Source organism: Hymenobacter sp. B81 (genome assembly GCF_044628455.1).
Taxonomy (GTDB): domain Bacteria; phylum Bacteroidota; class Bacteroidia; order Cytophagales; family Hymenobacteraceae; genus Solirubrum.
This window is the reverse complement of record NZ_JBIYZW010000001.1, coordinates 1,473,275-1,491,121: the sequence shown is the minus strand read 5'-3', so window position 1 is coordinate 1,491,121 and position 17,847 is coordinate 1,473,275. Positions and strand designations below refer to the sequence as shown.

At 66.1% G+C, this 17,847-nt stretch carries 14 protein-coding genes; 8 read left to right on the top strand and 6 right to left on the bottom strand.

The features are described 5' to 3' along the window. Positions 1 to 53: 53 nt before the first annotated feature. Entirely contained in the window at positions 54 to 1,325 is a 1,272-nt protein-coding gene (locus ACE191_RS06650) for a sugar MFS transporter (RefSeq protein ID WP_400191404.1), read from the top strand. 166 nt (positions 1,326 to 1,491) lie between these two features. Then, positions 1,492 to 3,873, top strand: coding sequence for a glycoside hydrolase family 3 N-terminal domain-containing protein (locus tag ACE191_RS06645; protein WP_400191403.1), 2,382 nt, complete (start codon positions 1,492 to 1,494; stop codon positions 3,871 to 3,873). A 131-nt stretch (positions 3,874 to 4,004) separates the two neighbouring features. On the opposite strand, the gene ACE191_RS06640 is transcribed toward ACE191_RS06645, so the two are convergent. The 3 genes from ACE191_RS06640 to ACE191_RS06630 form a co-directional block, all read right to left on the bottom strand. Further along, complete coding sequence (locus ACE191_RS06640) at positions 4,005 to 4,214, bottom strand: PID-CTERM protein-sorting domain-containing protein (protein ID WP_400191402.1); 210 nt, start codon at positions 4,212 to 4,214, stop codon at positions 4,005 to 4,007. Between the two features lie 13 nt (positions 4,215 to 4,227). Beyond that, positions 4,228 to 7,746 (bottom strand): LamG-like jellyroll fold domain-containing protein, encoded by a 3,519-nt coding sequence (locus ACE191_RS06635; RefSeq protein WP_400191401.1) that lies wholly within the window; start codon positions 7,744 to 7,746, stop codon positions 4,228 to 4,230. A gap of 410 nt (positions 7,747 to 8,156) precedes the next feature. Next, on the bottom strand, positions 8,157 to 9,482 hold the full coding sequence (locus ACE191_RS06630) for a chloride channel protein (protein ID WP_400191400.1): 1,326 nt from the start codon (positions 9,480 to 9,482) through the stop codon (positions 8,157 to 8,159). Positions 9,483 to 9,639: 157 nt separating this feature from the next. Between ACE191_RS06630 and ACE191_RS06625 the strand changes: the two genes are divergently transcribed. From ACE191_RS06625 to ACE191_RS06605, 5 genes are all read left to right on the top strand, one after another. Beyond that, on the top strand, positions 9,640 to 10,071 hold the full coding sequence (locus tag ACE191_RS06625) for an HU family DNA-binding protein (RefSeq protein ID WP_400191399.1): 432 nt from the start codon (positions 9,640 to 9,642) through the stop codon (positions 10,069 to 10,071). 158 nt (positions 10,072 to 10,229) lie between these two features. Then, positions 10,230 to 11,036 (top strand): hypothetical protein, encoded by an 807-nt coding sequence (locus tag ACE191_RS06620; RefSeq protein WP_400191398.1) that lies wholly within the window; start codon positions 10,230 to 10,232, stop codon positions 11,034 to 11,036. 183 nt (positions 11,037 to 11,219) lie between these two features. Beyond that, on the top strand, positions 11,220 to 12,590 hold the full coding sequence (locus ACE191_RS06615; protein WP_400191397.1) for an MFS transporter: 1,371 nt from the start codon (positions 11,220 to 11,222) through the stop codon (positions 12,588 to 12,590). A 95-nt stretch (positions 12,591 to 12,685) separates the two neighbouring features. Next, positions 12,686 to 13,192, top strand: a complete 507-nt coding sequence (locus ACE191_RS06610; RefSeq protein ID WP_400191396.1) for a DinB family protein — start codon at positions 12,686 to 12,688, stop codon at positions 13,190 to 13,192. Between the two features lie 81 nt (positions 13,193 to 13,273). Beyond that, positions 13,274 to 14,041 (top strand): hypothetical protein, encoded by a 768-nt coding sequence (locus ACE191_RS06605; protein ID WP_400191395.1) that lies wholly within the window; start codon positions 13,274 to 13,276, stop codon positions 14,039 to 14,041. Between the two features lies 1 nt (position 14,042). Here the strand turns inward: ACE191_RS06605 and ACE191_RS06600 are convergent, their stop codons facing one another. The 3 genes from ACE191_RS06600 to ACE191_RS06590 form a co-directional block, all read right to left on the bottom strand. Then, entirely contained in the window at positions 14,043 to 15,707 is a 1,665-nt protein-coding gene (locus ACE191_RS06600; protein WP_400192300.1) for an amidohydrolase, read from the bottom strand. A 116-nt stretch (positions 15,708 to 15,823) separates the two neighbouring features. Further along, on the bottom strand, positions 15,824 to 16,279 hold the full coding sequence (locus tag ACE191_RS06595; protein ID WP_400191394.1) for a hypothetical protein: 456 nt from the start codon (positions 16,277 to 16,279) through the stop codon (positions 15,824 to 15,826). 21 nt (positions 16,280 to 16,300) lie between these two features. Next, complete coding sequence (locus ACE191_RS06590; RefSeq protein ID WP_400191393.1) at positions 16,301 to 17,074, bottom strand: AMP nucleosidase; 774 nt, start codon at positions 17,072 to 17,074, stop codon at positions 16,301 to 16,303. Positions 17,075 to 17,318: 244 nt separating this feature from the next. Between ACE191_RS06590 and ACE191_RS06585 the strand changes: the two genes are divergently transcribed. Further along, positions 17,319 to 17,789, top strand: a complete 471-nt coding sequence (locus tag ACE191_RS06585; protein WP_400191392.1) for a type I restriction enzyme HsdR N-terminal domain-containing protein — start codon at positions 17,319 to 17,321, stop codon at positions 17,787 to 17,789. The last annotated feature ends 58 nt before the right edge of the window (positions 17,790 to 17,847 follow it).

Sequence of the window (17,847 nt, the reverse complement as noted above, 5' to 3'; positions counted from 1 at the left end):
GCGGCATTGCGTAGCTTGCCCGACTACTCATTTGCCGACCGAACTTCACTCTTATGGCTGCTCCCGCTTTTTCCACCGTTCCCCCGCCCGCCCCAGCCGACGCCGGGGGCGCCCAGCCGCGCTACACCTCGGCCTTGTCGTCGCTCACGGTGCTGTTTTTCATGATGGGCTTCATTACCTGCCTGAACGACATTCTCATTCCGTACCTGAAGGCCATCTTTAGCTTGAGCTATGCCCAGGCCAACCTAATCAACCTCTGCTTTTTCGGGGCCTACTTTTTCATGGGTATTCCGGCGGGGCTGCTGGTGCAGCGCATCGGCTACAAGGGCGGCATGCTCGCGGGGTTCGTGGTAGCGGCGCTGGGCAGCTTCCTGTTCTACCCGGCCGCCGACAGCCGTAGCTACCCCTTCTTCCTGGCCGCTCTGTTTGTGCTGGCTACCGGCGTGGTGCTGCTGCAGGTAGCGGGCAACCCCTACGTGGCCGTGCTCGGCCCGGCCCAGTCGGCCCCAGCGCGCCTTACCCTCACCCAGGCCTTCAACTCGCTGGGTACCACCGTGGCCCCGCTGCTGGGGGCGGCCCTGATTTTATCGAACCTGCCCGACCTGGAGACGCCCGCCGCAGCCCAGGCCATCGACGTGCGCGCCGTGCAAATGCCCTACCTGGCCATCGGCGCGGTGCTGCTGGTCATCAGCGGGCTGCTGGCCGTGCTTAAGCTGCCGCGCATCCAGCACGCCGCCGATCCGGCCGACCACGCCGGGCGCCGGGCCTGGCACTTCCGCCACCTGGTGCTGGGCGCAGTGGCCATCTTCGCCTACGTGGGCGGCGAAGTGGCCATTGGCTCGCACATTGTTTCCTACCTGCACCTGCCCGAGGTCATGAGCATGAGCCCGAAAGGCGCCGGCGACCAGGTAGCGTTTTACTGGGGTGGGGCCATGGTGGGCCGCTTTGCCGGCGCCTATCTGCTGGGCAAGATGAATCCCGGTCGGCTGCTGGCCATCAACGCGGTAGGAGCGGTGCTGCTGGTAATCGTTTCCGTGCTGAGCACCGGCCCGCTGGCCATGTGGAGTCTGCTGGCGGTGGGGCTGATGAACTCCATCATGTTCGCCACCATCTTCACCCTGGCCGTGGCCGGCCTGGGGCGTCACACCGAGCAGGCCTCGGGCTTGTTGAACGTGGCCATCGTGGGCGGGGCGGTGGTGCCCATGCTCTTTGGCCTGGTTGCCGACGCCAGCAGCCTGCGCTGGGCCTTCGTGCTGCCAGTGCTCTGCTACGCCTACATTTTCTGGTACGGCCTCCGCGGCCACGTACCTGCGCAAACCACCTAACGGTTTAACCCCGGCCGCTGCGGCGGCCCGCTAATCACCCTTCCTTCAACTCGGCCAATCAACCCGCCGGCGCCCCCAAATGGGCTGCCCAGGCCGCGCCTTGCTTTTTCGCGACGGCAGCGTGCTGGCTGCTTTTCTGAACGTCCACCTTCTGATTGCTACTCCGATGCGACTTCAACCCACGGCCCTGCTGGCCCTGCTGCTGGCCGGCACCCTGAGCTCCGGCGCCCAGGCTCAAAAGCAGAAACCCAAAGTCAAAGCCAGAGCAGCCACCCAGGCAGCTTCCGCCGACGTGGAGCCGCGGGTGGAGGCCTTACTGGCCCGGATGACGCTGGAGGAGAAAGTCGGCCAGATGGCCCAGATTACCCTCGACGTGGTGGGCAAGGGCAGCAACCGCTACGCCAGCGACGAGCCCTTTGCCCTGGACCCGGCCAAGCTGCGCGACGCGGTGGTCAAATACAAGGTGGGCTCGATTCTGAACGCGGCCAACAACCGCGCCCGCACCCCGCAGGTGTGGGAGGGCATTGTGCAGCAAATCCAAGACGTGGCCCTGCAGGAAACCCGGCTGAAGATTCCCGTCATCTACGGCATCGACGCGGTGCACGGCGAGACGTACACCGCCGGGGCCACCATGTTTCCGCAGCAAATAGCCCAGGCCGCTACCCGCAACCGCACCCTGGTGCGCCGCGCCGCCGAAATCACGGCCTACGAAACCCGGGCCAGCGCCATTCCCTGGGCCTTCTCGCCGGTGCTCGACCTCGGCGCCGACCCCCGCTCGCCCCGGCAGTGGGAAACCTACGGCGAAGACCCTTACCTGGCCGCCGAGCTGGGCGTGCAGGTGGTGAAGGGCTACGAGGGCGAGCAGAACGACATCGGCCAGCCCACGCACGTGGCCAGCAGCATCAAGCACTTCTTGGGCTACCAGGTGCCGCAGTCGGGCAAGGACCGCACCAACGCCCACATCCCGCTGGAGTCGCTCTACGAGTACCACCTGCCCGCCTTCAAGGCCGCCATCGACGCCGGGGCCCACACCATCATGATCAACTCGGGCCTGATCAACGGCATTCCCGTGCACGCCAACCACGAGCTGCTCACCAAGCTGCTCAAGGAGCGCCTGGGCTTTCGGGGCTTGGTGGTGTCGGACTGGGGCGACATCGACAACCTTTACAAGCGCGACCGGGTGGTGGGCAACGTGAAGGAAGCCATTGCCCTGGCCGTCAACTCGGGCCTCGACATGGGCATGCTGGCCTACCAGTACGAGGAGTTCTGCGACAACCTGGTGGCCAACGTGAAGGAAGGCAAGGTCTCACCAGCCCGCATCGACGACGCGGTGCGCCGCATTCTGCGGGTGAAGTTCAAGCTGGGCTTGTTTGAGACGCCGGTGACGCGCTTCAAGGATTATCCCCGGTTCGGCAGCGCCGAGCACGAGCGGGCCGCCTACCAGGCCGCGGCCGAGGCCATTACGTTGCTCAAAAACCAGAACGGCCTGCTGCCGCTGAAGAAGGCGAGCAAGGTGCTGGTGACGGGCCCCAACGCCCACTCCATGCGCACCCTGAACGGGGCCTGGACCTACTCCTGGCAGGGCGAGAAAGTCGAGGACTTCGCCGCCCGGTACAACACCATCCTGGAAGCCGTGCAGAAGGAAATCGGGGCGGCCAACGTGCGCTACGTGCCGGGGGTGAGCTACAACATGAAGCCCGACGGCAAGTACTACGACGAAGCCGCGGACCAGCTCGACGAGGCCGTGGCCGCCGCCCGTGAAGTAGACGCAGTGATTCTGTGCCTGGGCGAAAACTCCTACGTGGAAAAGCCCGGCGACCTGAACGACCTGACCCTTTCGCCCCTGCAGGTAGAGCTGGCCCGGCGCCTGGCCGCTGCCGGCAAGCCCGTGGTGCTGGTGCTCAACGAGGGCCGGCCGCGCGTCATCAGCGCCTTCGAGCAGCAAATGCCCGCCATCGTGCAGGCTTACCTGCCCGGCAACCACGGCGGCGACGCGCTGGCCGACATCCTCTTCGGCGACGTGAATCCCTCGGGCCGGCTGCCCTACACCTACCCGCGCTACCCCAACGCGCTGGTGAGCTACATTCACAAGTACAGCGACGAGCAGAAGCGCGGGGAAGGTGCCTACAACTACGAGGCCGACTACAACCCGCAGTGGGAGTTTGGCCACGGCCTGAGCTATACCACCTTCAAGTACGCCGGTCTGGAGCTGGACAAAACCTCCATGACCCGGGACGGCCAGCTCACGGTGAAAGTGCAGGTCACCAACACCGGCCCGCGCGAGGGGCAGGAGGCCGTGCACCTGTACACCGGCGACCTGGTGGCCGGCAGCATTGCCCCCGACGTGCGCCGCCTGCGCCGCTTCGACAAAATCAGCCTCAAACCCGGCGAAACGCGCACCGTCACCTTCACCCTGCCCGCGCGCGAGCTGGCCTACACCGGCCGCGACGGGGAGAAAGTACTCGAAGCCGGCGAGTTCGAGGTGCGCGTGGGCGACCAGTCCAAGCGCTTCACGCTGGTAGATAGCGGCCCCGCGGCCGCCAACTGAGTCCCGTCGCCGCTGGCAATGGTAGAGCCGCTGCCCGCCGCAAGCTGTTGACGAAAAAAGGCCCCTCCGCACAGGAGGGGCCTTTTTCGTTGGGGCTGTTAAGTGAAACAGCGTTGGCGGGGGGAGCTAACTCAGGCCCGGCGACGCTGGCGCAGGTGGCGCAGACCGTAGGCGGCGCCGGCGGCGAGCAGCAGCGAGGCGCCCCCGTCGATGGGCACGGCCGTGGGCTGGCCGGGCTGGGGGCCGCCCGAGCCGGGGTTGCCCTGGGCCGCGGCCGTCAGGGAAAGCAGGGCGACTAGGGGCAGCAGGGCGAGGAAGATTCGGAAAGAACGCAGGTTCACTGGGCGAGGACCGTTAGTTGACGACGAGTTTGCGGGCCAGCGTGCCGGCCGGGGTGCGCAGTTGCAGGGTGTAGACGCCCGCCGGCAGGCCGGCCACTTCCACCTGATGTTCGAGCAGGCGTCCGTTCAGGGCCACAGTTTCTTTCCGGACTACCTGCCCCAGGCTGTTGAGCAGGTGCAGCTCGGCACGGCTGCCGCTCAGCCCGGCAGCCGAGACGGTCACCGGCTGGCCGTGGGCGGGGTTGGGGTACACCTGCAGGTCGGCATTGGTCAGGCGGGCCGTGGCCGTGGCCAGGGGGCGCTGGGCGTAGAGGTGCAGCACGAAGCGGGTGGGGTGCAGGCCCTGGCTCAATTGCACGGCGTAGGCGCCCTGGCGCAGGTCGTGCCAGGTGCCGCTCTGGCGGTCTTCCAGCCAGAGCTGGGCCGTGGCGGGGAAGTGCAGCAGCTGGTCGGCCGCGAAGCTGTAGGCGCCGGCTTGCGGGGCGTGCACGCCCAGGGGCAGGCGCAGCGGCTGCTGGCCGGTGGGCAGACCCTGGATGGCCAAAGAGTGGGTGCCGGACGTCTGGTAGAGCGTGGGCTGCTGGCCGCCGTTGAGCTGAATCTTCAGGGCGTCGAACTGGCTGTCGAAACCCTCGGTGGCGCCGGCTTCCTGGTAGACGTAGAGCACGTCCTCGGCCGGGGTGCCGCTGCGGCGCAATGCCAGCTGCAGCTGCGGACGCGTATCGGAGCCGCGGTTCAGGGCCGGGTTCTGGTAGGTGGTCACGCGGGCCGGGTTGCGGAAGGTGAGCGTGGGCGAGCCGCTGCTGGCGCGCACGAAGAAGGCCTGACCCATGGGAATGAGCTGGGTGCCGGGGGCGCCCTGACCGTTTACGTAGGCCACGTAGCCGCCGGAGTAGGGGCCGTTCGAGCGGTACACGTAGGCGGCCGCGTCAACGCCCGCGGGCAGCTGCATGGCATCCCAGCTCAGGGGCGAGGGGTAGGGGTTGCCCACCAGGTTCCAGCCCGGCGCGGCGGCGCCGCGCATCAGCGGTACGGCCACGTCGCCGTTGGTGAGCGTGCCCACGAAGTCCAGGGTCGTGGGCGCCAGGTTCACCGTGTAGCCGCGGCCCGGTACCAGGGTTTCACTGGTGCTCAGCGGCGACTCCCAGCCCGTGTCGAAGGTGTTGCCCGAGCCGGGCTGCAGGCGCATTTCGTTGTAGGTAAAGATGTTCGGGAAGGGCGTCACCAGCGTGGGCTCGGCCGCCGAGTTGTAGGCCGGGTTCAGCACCGGCGCGAAGCCCGGGGCCGTCAGGTCGGCAATGCTGCTGCTCTGCACCGGCGAGGAAAGGTGGCGGTAGCCGCGGCCCGGGTTAATCGAGGGGTTGATCCAGCGCTGTACCGTCACGGGGCCGACCACGACGCCGGGGTTGTTGTAGACCATGGCCGTGCCCGCCGAGTTCGATACCAGCGTCAGGATGCGGCCGTTGGTGTTCAGGTTGCCGGCCAGGCTCAGCAGGCCGGTAATCTGCACCGGGCTGGTCATACGGGCGCCCGATACGCCCACCAGCAGGTTGCGGAACTGCAGCTGGCCGGTACCGCCTACGTCGTCGAGGGTACCACCCATCAGGGCAATGGTGCCGCCGGTCTGGTCCAGGGTGCCGTTGTTGGTGAAGGTGCCCATTACCGAGAGCGTGCCGTCGGTCATGGTGAGCGTACCGCCCTGAATGGTGAGGTTACGCACGCTGGCCGAGCCGCTGCTGATAACCGGGTAGCGGGGCATGCTGGCCGGAATGGTGATGTCGTCGCCAAAGTTGGGCACCGAGCCGCAGGCCCAGTTGGCCGCGTCAAACCAGTTGGTGCTGACCGCGCCGCTCCAGGTGAAGGGGCCGCCCACGTTCACGCGCACCGTCGTCTCGTCGAAGCAGCCGCTGTTCACGTTGGTCACGCGCAGGGTGTAGGTGGTGCTCACCGTGGGGTTGGCCGTGACGGTGGGGCTGGTGGTCGAGTTCAGGCCGGTGGCCGGGCTCCACTGGTAGGTCAGGCCCTGGCTCAGGCCGGTGTTGGTGGTCGTCCACGACGGAGCAGCCGCGTTGGCGGCCAGGGTCATGGTGTTGCCGTTGCCGCTGAGGTCGGCCGCGGTGCTGCCGCTACCCTCGTCGAGGCGGTAGTAGGCCACCAGCCCGGCCTGCGGGGCCTGAATGGTTTTGTTGTAGTCGGCGGCAATCTGCGCCTCGGTGCGGGCTACGTTCCAGACGCGGATTTCGTCGGCCTCGCCGTTGTAGTATTCGCTGAAGCCCGGCTGGATGCCCAACGTCAGCGCGTTGGTGTTGGTCGTTACCGGGCCGGTCTGGGCCACGTCGAGCACTTTGGCGCCGTCGATGAATATTTTGACCCGGGCGCCGTCGTACGTGGCGGCGGTGTGGTGCCAGCTGCCGCGCAGCGCGGCGTAGGGAACCTGGAAGGTGCGCCACGAGCCGTTGATGTGCAGGTACAGCACCAGGTTGTTGAAGTTGTTGTCGGAGCGCGGGAAAATGTAGCCGGTGTTCTGGCTGTTCGACGACTTGTTTACCACGTCCTGCACGGCTACCCCCGTGCCGGTGGCGTTGATCCACGCCTCCAGGGTCAGGGCCGAGGTCAGGTTCAGGCTGGCGCTGTGCGGGGCCGAGGCCATGTCGTTGCTGCCATCGAAGCGCAGGCTGCGGCTGTCGACCACGGCGCCCGAGTTGGTGACCGTGGAGGTGAGCGTGACCGAGCCCCCCGAGCAGATGGTGGTAGTAGACGGCGCCACCGTGACGGTGGGCGGGGTGTCGGCCAGCACGTTCACCGGGGTACTGGTATTGGTGCAGGCGTCGTTGTTGGTCAGCCGCACCGAGTAGGCCCCGCTGGTCTCAATGTTGGACAGGCCCGGGCCGTCGGTGCCGGCTACGGTGGTGGGCAGCAGGGTGCCGTTGCGCAGCCAGCGGTACTCGGCCGACTCGCCCGACAAAGCCACCGCATCAATCTCGTTCCAGCCCGTTACGGCCGGCGAGTTGATGGCCAGGCGTACGTCCTGCACGTTGAAGGCCGTCTCGGGGAAATTGATGTTGAGAATGCGCGAGTTGCCGCCGGCGGGGGCCGCGGTGGCGGTATACACCGACACCCAGGCGTTGGTATTAGGGTTGCGCACCCATACCGTGTCGATGGCGCCGGGGTTATAGGTTTCCCAGATCAGAATGCGCTTGGCCGGGGCCGGATTGGCGAAGCGCAGCACCAGGTACTCGCGCTGGTCATCGGGGTCGGAACTGGCCCAGGCGCCGCTGATGTCGCCGTAGCGCGGGTACACCGTGGGGGCGCCCAGGGTGGTAGCCGCTGCCCACGAGCTGTTGTACTCGGTGCTGAAGCGCAGCACCGACTGGGCGTAGCGCACCGGGCCCGGCGAGGTGCGCAGGCTCACGGCGTCGTCGCAGAAGGTAGTGGGGCCATCGGCCGCCACGGCGGGAGCCGGACAACTCTGGGCCAGGGCAGTGCCGGCCCAACTGCTCAGCGCGGCGAGCAGTAGTAAGGGTTTGATCATAGCGTGCGGGAAGTGGAGTGGAGGTAAACGCGTGATTCCAATTCTGTTACCGCGGCAACCGAGGCAGTAAGCCGGGCGGGCGCAACGGGCAAAATTCGGTGTCCGCAAAGCAAGCGAACCTTCCGAAGCCAGGCAATGACATATTATGTCTGGGAATGGTGAAATGCATCACATGATGATGTGAGCGGCCAAGCTCGGCCGGGAAAAAGGGCGCGGTTTTCCTGCCGGCAACTACCGCCGGGGCCGGCGCCGGCCCCGCGGGGAGTCGGGCAATCCGACCCGGCCGGTAGCCGCGTAGGTAAGGGCGGATTGCTTGACAGAATCCGATCTTGCTTGCGGAGCCTGCGCTCATTGGGGGCAGGCTCCGTTGGCGTTTAAAGCCGGGCGCCGGGGCGGATTGGTCCGGCGGCTTAGGAGCGCAGGGCGCTCAGCGGGCGGCCCTGCTGCCGAGCGTCGCGGGGGTGCTTGGCCTCGCCCACTACCTGCGCACTGTAGATGCCCCGGTGCCCCGAAAACAGGTAGGCCACCACGCAGGCCAGCGCCAGGTAGGGTGCGGCCGGCAGCCCAAACAGCTCCAGGCCCAGGAGCAGGCAGGCCAGCGGGGTGTTGGCGGCCCCCGCAAAAACCGCCACGAAGCCCAGGCCCGCCAGCAGGGCCACCGGCAGCGGCAGCACCGCGGCCAGCGCCGAGCCCAGCGCCGCGCCGATAAAGAACAGCGGCGTCACTTCCCCGCCCTTGAAGCCCGCGCCCAGCGTAAGGGCCGTGAAGAGCAGCTTCAGGGCAAAGGCGTAGGCGGGCAGGGGCGCGGCAAAGGCGGCCACAATGGTGGGCACGCCCAAACCCAAGTACCGGCTCACGTCGGGCACGAGGCCGCTGTAGTGCAGCCCGGCCGCCAGGGCCAGCAGCAGCGCGCCGCCCGCGGCTGGGCGCAGGGGCGGCCAGGCAATGCGGGCCGAGAAAGCTGCCTGCAGCCGGTGAGTAGCCTCGATGAAGGCGCGGGCCGCCAGGCCGAACAGGATGGCCGCGCCGAGGGTGGCGGCTACCGTGGGCAAGCTCAGGGCGGGCACTACCGGAATGGGGTAGTGGGTGTGTCCCACGCCCCAGGCCCGCGTTACCCAGTCGGCGCCGAAAGCCGCCAGTACGCCGGGCAGCAGGGCGGCGTAGCGCAGCCGCCCCAGCCGCCCGACTTCCAGCCCGAACACCGCCCCGGCCAGCGGGGTGCCGAATACCGAGGCGAAGCCCGCGCTGACGCCCGCCACCAGCAGCAGGCGCCGCTCGCGCGGGCGCAGGCGCAGCTGCCGGGCGGGCAGCCGGCGGTAGAGGGCAGCGGCCAGGGCGCCGCCCATCTGCACCGCCGTGCCCTCGCGCCCGGCCGAGCCGCCCACCAGGTGGGTGAGCAGGGTACCCAGCAGCACCAGCGGGGCCATGCGCAGCGGCACGCCGGCGCCGGGCTGCTGCATCGCCTCGATGAGCTGGTTGTTGCCCCGCGCCACGCTTTGGCCCAGGTAGTGGTAGAGCAGCCCCACCGCCAGCCCGCCCGCGGGCAGCAGCAGCAGCAGGGCCGGGTGCAGCTCCCGGTGCCGGGTTACCCAGGCCAGTGCCACCAGGAAGCCCGCCGAAGCCGTGCCGGCCAGCAGGCTTACCAAGCCCGCCAGTACCACCCAGCGCAGCAGAAACAACAGCTGCGGCAGCGGTTCGGATAGGCGGCGGCGGGTGGGGGAATGGGGCAGGGGCACGGAGGACAGGCGTGGGCCGGGGCCGGCAAAAGTAAGTCCCGGGTTTGTTGCTGCTGATGGGCAGGCGCAGGAGTATCTTTTATATAATTATTATAATTTTATTTTGACATTTGATCAGGATTATTACCTTGAAAGCTCAACCTAACCCTTTTGTGTCATGCCAATCGAGTATTCTTTGGCCGAGCGCGGTAACCCCGGCAAGCCTACCGAACCCAAGAAGTTTTACGCTACCGCCCGCTCGCAGGGCGAGGCTACCGTGCGCGGCATTGCCGAGCGCATCAACCAGATGAGCACCGTCAGCACCATCGACGTGATGGCCGTGCTCGAAGCCTTTTTCCAGACGGTGCCCCGCGAGCTGGCCGACGGCCGCATCGTGCGCTTCGGCGACTTCGGCTCTTTCTTCGTTTCGCTGCAGGGCGAGGGTGCCGACTCGGAAAAAGAGTTCAACGTGGCCCTGATCAACAACGTGCGGGTGCAGTTTCGCCCCGGCCGCCTGTTCGAGCAGACCATTCAAGGGGCCGAGCTGCGCCGGGTGAACAATGCTATACCGGCTTCCCAGGCGCGGGCCACTGCCCGCAAGAAGTCGTAGCCACCCTTTTTCAAGACATAGTAATGTCTTAACCCAGACATACCGTTGTCTTAGCTCAGACATTACTATGTCTTGAAAACACGCCCGCGGGCCTGCCTTCACCGGCAGGCCCGTTATTTTTGACCCGTTGGCAAGTATTCATTGCCGCCCGACTATGTATGGCCCGCGTACTCGCTGAAACGACCCTGGAACTCACGGACTCGCGGACGCCCATATCGTTTGTGAAGACCGGTACGGATAACTGGCCCGTGTGGAATCGTTTCATTTACCTGAACGGCCAGCCGGCTTGCGAGATTGGTAATATCTGCAACACCTGCCAGTTCGACTTCGAGCGCCTAGGAGGAGCTTCCCCGGGCGTTGATTCCAAGTACGTTATCGAACAGCTCAACGATGGGGTAGCTTCCCTGGAACCGGAGTTGTTGCGCACGGTAGCGGCAATTGTGCCCGCCGGCCGCTACCGAGCCGTGCTGCTGAAAGTGTGGCCGCAATTGGTGAAGCTCGGTGGCCCGCTCGACTACTTTGCCCACGAGCAAGTGGCGCTATGGGGCGTTGAGGGCTTTTGGGGCCTGCCGCACTATCCGAAGATTCAGTATTATCGGGGAACGGATGATGATCTGGGGGAGAAGCGCAAAGCCTACGAGTTCATCGTTCCGCTTTTCCCACAGGGCTGGCTCGACGAGGAGCGGGTGGCGCATTACCAACGGGAACTGGAGGCCGGCAAAACGCCGACGGCCATCAGTCTCAGCGTGCTGGATGTCAAAGGCCCGGCATGGTTGAACCCTGACAACCCATTGCCTGAGTTCAGGGAACATTGGTGCCTGGCCCATTACCTACTCGACGGGCACCACAAGCTGTACGCGGCCAGCGGGCTGGGCAAGCTCATTCACTTGCTGGCCTTTATTGCCCTGGACGAGTGCATCGTAGATGAAGAGGCCAACTTCGATACCCTGCTGCAAGCCATTTGAGCGCAGCCCGGCCAGGGCGCGGCGGCGGAGGCGGCGCCCAACGGCGTGATTTGCTCCCAGATGCCCCGGCGCGTCGGCGGAAACCCGGGCGGCGGCAGATGGGGAACTCCCGGCTTACCGCCGTCGGCCCGGCCGCAAGCGCCCAAAACTCGTTAGCTTGGCGCATCTTCTCCCTTCCTTCCTATGACGACTGCTTCGCCGGCCGCCGCGGCTACTCCGGTAGCCATTCCCAAAAACGACAAGCGCATCACCCGCGGCTGGGCCATGTACGACTGGGCCAACTCGGTGTACCCGCTGGTCATCACCTCCAGCATCTTCCCCATTTACTGGGGGGCCGTGGCCGTCGACGCGCAGGGGCGCGACCTGGTCAACTTCCTGGGCTTCGAGCTGAAGGGCTCGTCGCTGCTCACCTTCGCCATATCGGCGGCCTTCCTGCTCATCGCCGCCATCAGCCCCCTGCTCACGGCCATTGCCGACTACTCGGGGCGCAAGAAGCTGTTCCTGCAGATCTTCTGCTACCTGGGCGCTACGGCCTGCGCGGCCTTGTTCTTTTTCACCAAGAACACCCTGGCACCGTCCACCTTCGTGTTCGTGGCCGCCACCATCGGCTTCTCGGGCTCCATCGTGTTCTACAACTCCTACCTGCCGCTCATTGCCACCGAAGATCAGTACGACCGGCTCTCGGCCCGCGGCTTTTCCATGGGTTACATCGGCTCGGTCGTGCTGCTGGTGCTGTGCCTGGGCCTCATCATGGGCCACGAGGCGCTGGGGCTGGAGGAGGGTTTCGCCACCCGCCTCTCGTTTCTGCTCACCGGCCTGTGGTGGGCGGGCTTTGCCCAGATTCCCTTCCGCGCCCTGCCGCCCGACCCGGGTCGCGCCGCCGATGCCGCCACCGACCAGAGCTGGCTGCTTAGCGGCTTCCGCGAGCTGAGCCACGTATGGGCCGAGCTCAAGCGCCTGCCCATGCTCAAGCGCTTCCTGCTGGCTTACTTCACCTACAACATGGGGGTGCAGACGGTGATGTACGTGGCCACCATCTTCGGCGACAAGGAGCTGAAGCTGGACTCCACGTCCCTGATAATCACCATCCTGCTGCTGCAGCTGGTGGCCATTGCCGGCGCCTATTTCTTTGCCCGCCTCTCCGAGCGCATCGGCAACACCCGGGCGCTGAGCTGGGCCGTGTTCATCTGGGCCCTGATCTGCATTGCCGGCTACTTCGTGCAGGCGGGCTGGAGCTTCTACGCCCTGGCCTCGGTCATTGGCCTCACCATGGGCGGGGTGCAGAGCCTCTCGCGCTCGACCTACTCCAAGCTCATCCCCGAAAACACCCCCGACACGGCGTCCTACTTCAGCTTTTTCGACGTGACCGAGAAGCTGAGCATCGTTATCGGCACTGCCACCTGGGGCATCATCGGCCAGCAGTTCGGCTCGATGCGCTACAGCATCCTGGCGTTGATCGTGTTCTTCATCCTGGGGCTGATCTTCCTCTTTACCCTGCGCGGCAAGGCCCTGCGCCCCGAGGCCGCCGAGCTGCTGCCGGCCGCCGGCCACTAATCCCGCGGTCCGCGCGGGCAACGGCTGGGTCGATGTACCCCGGGGGCCGGCGCGGGTTGTGGCACCCGAACCCACCTTTTCCCTCTCCCTTCCTTATGAGCGTTGCTAATTCCTCCCTGCAGGCGGTCCTGGGACAGGAGCTGAAATTCGAGCTGAATTTGACGCGCCGCCTGCTGGAGCGCGTGCCCACCGAGCAATTTGGCTGGCGCCCGCACCCCAAGTCCATGCCCATCGGCAAACTCGCCTGGCACATGGCCAACCTGGTGGCCTTCCTGGAACTCTCGCAGCAGGGCCCCGAAACCGACATGAGCACCGTGCAATGGCCCACCGCCGCTACCACCACCGACGAAGTGCTGAGCCGCTTCGACGTGACGGCCGCCAGCGTGCAGCAGGCCGTAGCCGGCATTGAAGACGAGGCGCTGCACGGCCAGTGGACCATGCGCGTGGGCGAGCGGGTGGTGGGCACCATGCCCCGCACCCGCGTGCTGCGCGTGCTCATCCTCAACCACCTCATTCACCACCGCGGCCAGCTCTCGGTATACCTGCGCCTGCTCGACGTGCCCGTGCCCAGCATCTATGGCCCCTCCGCCGACGAGCAGTAGGGGCCGGGTTCGGCTGTCAGCAGTTTTACCAACAATGCCCGGCAGGAACAGCGCGTTTCTACCGGGCATTTTCTTTCTCGCATGAAGAAGCATTTCGCCGCCTCTGCTATTCAATCCTGGATACTACTGGGCCTGTTTTGGCTGGTTGCCTGGGTCCCCGGCCGGGCGCAGGCCGTTGTTTTCTATGAATCCTCCAAAGAAAACCCCCAGCGCTACCCCTCAATAGAGTACCTGACGCACGTGACAAAAGGTCTGCAGCAACCAGCCCTGCGTGACATGCCCGAGCGGCCTAAGTACCTGAGCTTCGCGTTGCTGACCAATGCCGACGGAACGATCCGCGACGTGGTACTCAACAATCCGGTGCCTGAACCCCATGCCACGGCCCTTAAAGCCATGCTGCGTCAGGGACCGGCCGCGGTGCCCTATATATTCAGGGGGCAGCCGGTGGCCACCGTCATTCCCGTGGGAGTAAACTGGGAGCAGGCACTGACAGCCGAAGCGTCGTCGGCTGAGCAGGTAGCAGCGGTGCGAATGACTTCCGTTATCCAGGTACCTGATTACTCGGCGGCCGGAAGTCAGCTTGTTGTGGAGCTGGCGCTGAAGAGCCTGCGTGGCCGCCTGCGCAAAGACCTGGCGGGCCAGCCCTTACGGGTAGAGGTGGGCGTTAGTGCCCAGGGCCGCGTCGAGCGGTGGCAGCCCCTCAACCTACAAGACCCGGCGTTGGCCACAGAAGCGGAGCGTCGAGTGCTCGAAACGGCCCGCCGCTTAGGTCGCGGTACTCCGCTGAAGTTCGGCGGCACCGCCTATGCCAGCCGGCAGGTGCACGAACCCTCACTTAATTTCAAGTAGCTCAGCGCTGGCCATAGACTTTTTCGCCCTGGATGTAGGTGCCCAGCACCTTGATGCTGCGCAGCTGCTCGGCCGGGGCTTGCATCAAGTCTTGGTCGAGAATCACGAAGTCGGCCCACTTGCCCTTGGTCAGCGTACCCTTCTGCTGGTCCTCGAAGGCGGCCCAGGCGGCCCACTCGGTCATGCCGCGCAGGGCCTGCTCGCGGGTAAGGGCGTTTTCCATCTGGAAGCCGCCCTGCGGATAGTTCTTGGCGTCCTGCCGGGCCACGGCGGCGTGAAAGCCGAACAGCGGGTTGAGGTACTCCACCGGGAAGTCGGAGCCCAGGGGCAGGCGGCCGGTGGCGTCGAGCAGGGCCTTGTAGGCGTAGGCCGTTTTCAGGCGCTCGGCGCCCAGCCGCTCCCCGGCCCAGTACATGTCGGAGGTGGCGTGGGTGGGCTGCACCGAGGGCACGATGCCGTACTGGCGAAACTTGGCCACGTCGGCGGGGCTCACGACCTGGGCGTGCTCGATGCGCCAGCGGCGGTCTTTCTGCCCCTTCAGCACCTGCCCGTAGATGTCGAGCAGCACCCGGTTGGCCGAGTCGCCGATGGCGTGGGTGTTCATCTGAAACTTGCTGGCGGCCAGCTTCTCGGCCAGGGCCCTGTACTCAGCCACCGACTGCAACAGGAAGCCCGTTTCGCTGGGGCGGTCGGCGTAGGGGTGCAGCAGGCAGGCCCCGCGCGAGCCCAGCGCACCGTCGCCGTACACCTTAAAGGAGTTTACCGTCAGCCGATCCGTCGAGTAAGGGCCGCGCTGCAGGTAGTAGTCGAGGTTGGCCGGGCTCATGCTGATCATCGCGTCGAGGCGCAGCTTGAGCTGACCGGCCTGCTGCAGGGAATCGACGCGTTCGATCTGGGCGCGCTCCAGGCCGGCGTCGGCCAGGCTGGTGAGGCCCAGGGCCACGCATTCCTGCTGGGCCTGCAGCACCAGGCGGGTGGCTTCGGCGGCCGTCGGCTCGGGAATCTTGCTTGATACCAAATCCACGGCATTGTCGACCAGCAGCCCCGTCAGCTGGCCCTGGGCGTTGCGGGTAATGGTGCCGCCGCTGATGGGCGTGCGGGCCGTGATGCCGGCCAGGTCGAGGGCTTTCTGATTGACCAGCGCCGCGTGCCCGTCGATGCGAATCAGGAACACCGGCACGTCGGGAAACAGCCGGTCGAGGGTGTCCTTGGTGGGAAACTGCTTGACCGGCCAGTCGTTCTGGTCCCAGCCCCGGCCCGTCAGCCAGGCTGCCTGCGGATTCTGCCGGCGGTGCGCCTGCAGCTTCTGCACCACCTCGCCCCACGACTGGGTGCCCACCAGGTTGGCGTCGCGCAAGCCCAGGGCGTAGCGGTAGAAGTGGCAGTGCGCGTCGTAGAAGCCGGGGTAGATGAACTTGCCCTGGGCATCCACCTTCTCCCGGGCCTCGTAGCGCTGCCCGACTTCCCGGGACGTGCCCACGAACACGATGCGGCCATCCTGCACCGCAAACGCCTCGGCCCGGCTGAAGGCCGAGTCGACGGGGTACACCGTGGCGTTGTACACGACGAGGTCGGCCGGGTAGCGGGCCGCGGGGCAGCCGGTGAGGCCGAAGAGCAGGGGCAGGGCAGCCAGCGGAGCCAGCAAGGAGCGCAGACGAGCAGTCATCATAGAGCAGCAGTAAGGCCGGCAAGTTAGGGCCGGAGTGCGGGAAGCCGGCCAAAAAAGAGGTGCCCCGCCGCGGGGCGGGGCACCTCCGGCGGGTGCAACTGCCGGAGTTCGGCTTATTCCACGGTTACCTGCGTGCCCAGCTCAATGTCGGTGCGCTCGTCGAACACGATGTCGGCGTTGAAGGCCTCGTCGGCCCGGGCCGCCAGAAAGTGCTTGCGCCGACCGTATTCGCGGCCGCTTTCGTCGAAGAGCTTTACCAGCACCGTGTCGGCAAAGCGCTGCTGAAAGATGAAGTACACCGTGAGGCGGTTGTCGAGGCGGGCGCTGTCGGCCCGGCCCACCTGCACCTTGCCCACCTGCAGGCCCCGCTGCTGCAGGTCGGCGCTGAGCTTGAGGCGGCGGCCGGTGCCCTTGCCGATGCCCACGGCCACCCCGTTGGCCAGCACCGTGGCCGACTGGCCCACGGCTTCGCCGGTTTTCTGGATGGTGGTGCGCGCCGTGTCCTTGGCCCGGTCGCAGCTGCCCAGCGCCAGGGCCCAGCCGGCCAGCAAGAGGAAACGCTTGGTCATGACAACTCGTGGGGGAAAAGCTTACTCGAAGCGCATGTGCTTGACCGACTCGCCCGAGTTTTTCAGCTCCAGCAGCGAGTCAATGCCGATTTGCAGGTGGGTGTTGACGTAGTTGGTCGTCACGGTCTTGTCGCTCTCGGCGGTTTTCACGCCCTCGGGCGTCATCGGCTCGTCCGACACCAGCAGCAGCGCGCCGTGGGGAATTTCGTTGACGAAGCCCACCACGAAGATGGTGGCCGTTTCCATGTCCACGGCCATGGCCCGGATCTGGCGCAGGTAGGTCTTGAAGTTCTCGTCGTGCTCCCACACGCGGCGGTTGGTGGTGTACACCGTGCCGGTCCAGTAGTCCTTCTCGTGCTTCTTGATCATGGACGACACCGAACGCTGCAGGCGGAACGAAGGCAGGGCCGGAATTTCGGGCGGCAGGTAGTCGTCGGAAGTTCCTTCGCCGCGGATGGCGGCGATGGGCAGAATCAGGTCGCCCACCTTGGTTTTGCCTTTCAGGCCGCCGCACTTGCCCAGGAACAGGGCTGCCTTGGGCTTGATGGCCGAGAGCAAATCCATCACCGTGGCGGCCATGGCCGAGCCCATGCCGAAGTTGATGATGGTGATGCCGTTGGCCGTGGCCGTCTGCATGGGCTTGTCGATGCCGCGGATTTCGACGCCGAACTGCTCGGCAAACATGCCTACGTAGTTGATGAAGTTGGTCAGCAGAATGTACTGGCCGAACTCCTCGAGCGGGACGCCCGTGTAGCGCGGCAGCCAGTTCTTAACAATGTCGGATTTGTCTTTCATGCAGTAGGGGAAGAGTGTTTAGGGGCTTGAGGTGTTGGTTGCTGGGGACTTGGTTGTTGGGGTCTTGGTCTTAAAGTCCTCGGGGACCGGAGGCGGAGACTGAACGTCAGCCCAGCACCCAAGACCCCAGGCTCCCATAAGACCCCAACAGGTACGAAAAAACCGTCGTGCAGGGGCTGTACGACGGCAGGGCGGGGGCGAAAAGCGGAAGCAGTAGTCCCTCGGAGCCGTACCTTTGGAGGTGATGCAAGCGTTGAACCTGCCGCCTTTCGCCCACAAACTTACGCAATCGGGCCCGAACCTGCTGATCTGGGACGTGCTGCGCCGGCGCCACGTGGTGTGCACGCCCGAGGAGTGGGTGCGGCAGCACGTGGTGCATTACCTGATAACCCACCGCGGCTACCCGCGCGGGCTGCTGAGCCTGGAGCGCGGCCACACCTACAACCAGCGCCGCAAGCGCACCGACCTGGTTGCCCTCGATGCCGAGGGCCAGCCGCTGCTGCTGGTTGAGTGCAAGGCGCCCGCGGTGCCCATTTCTGCCGCCGTGGCCCAGCAGGCGGCCACATACAACCAAACTATCGGGGCGCCGCTGCTGCTGCTCACCAACGGCCTCGACCATTACTGCTGGCGCGTGGACTTTGCCGCGCGCAGCAACGTGCGGCTGGCCGAGGTGCCGGCCTTCCCGGTCGCGCCGCCCCCGGCCCGGCCCGGCTGAGCACGGCGCGGGCCCCGGTTGGAATTGCAATAGTGCGGCAGGAATTTGTATCTAGCGC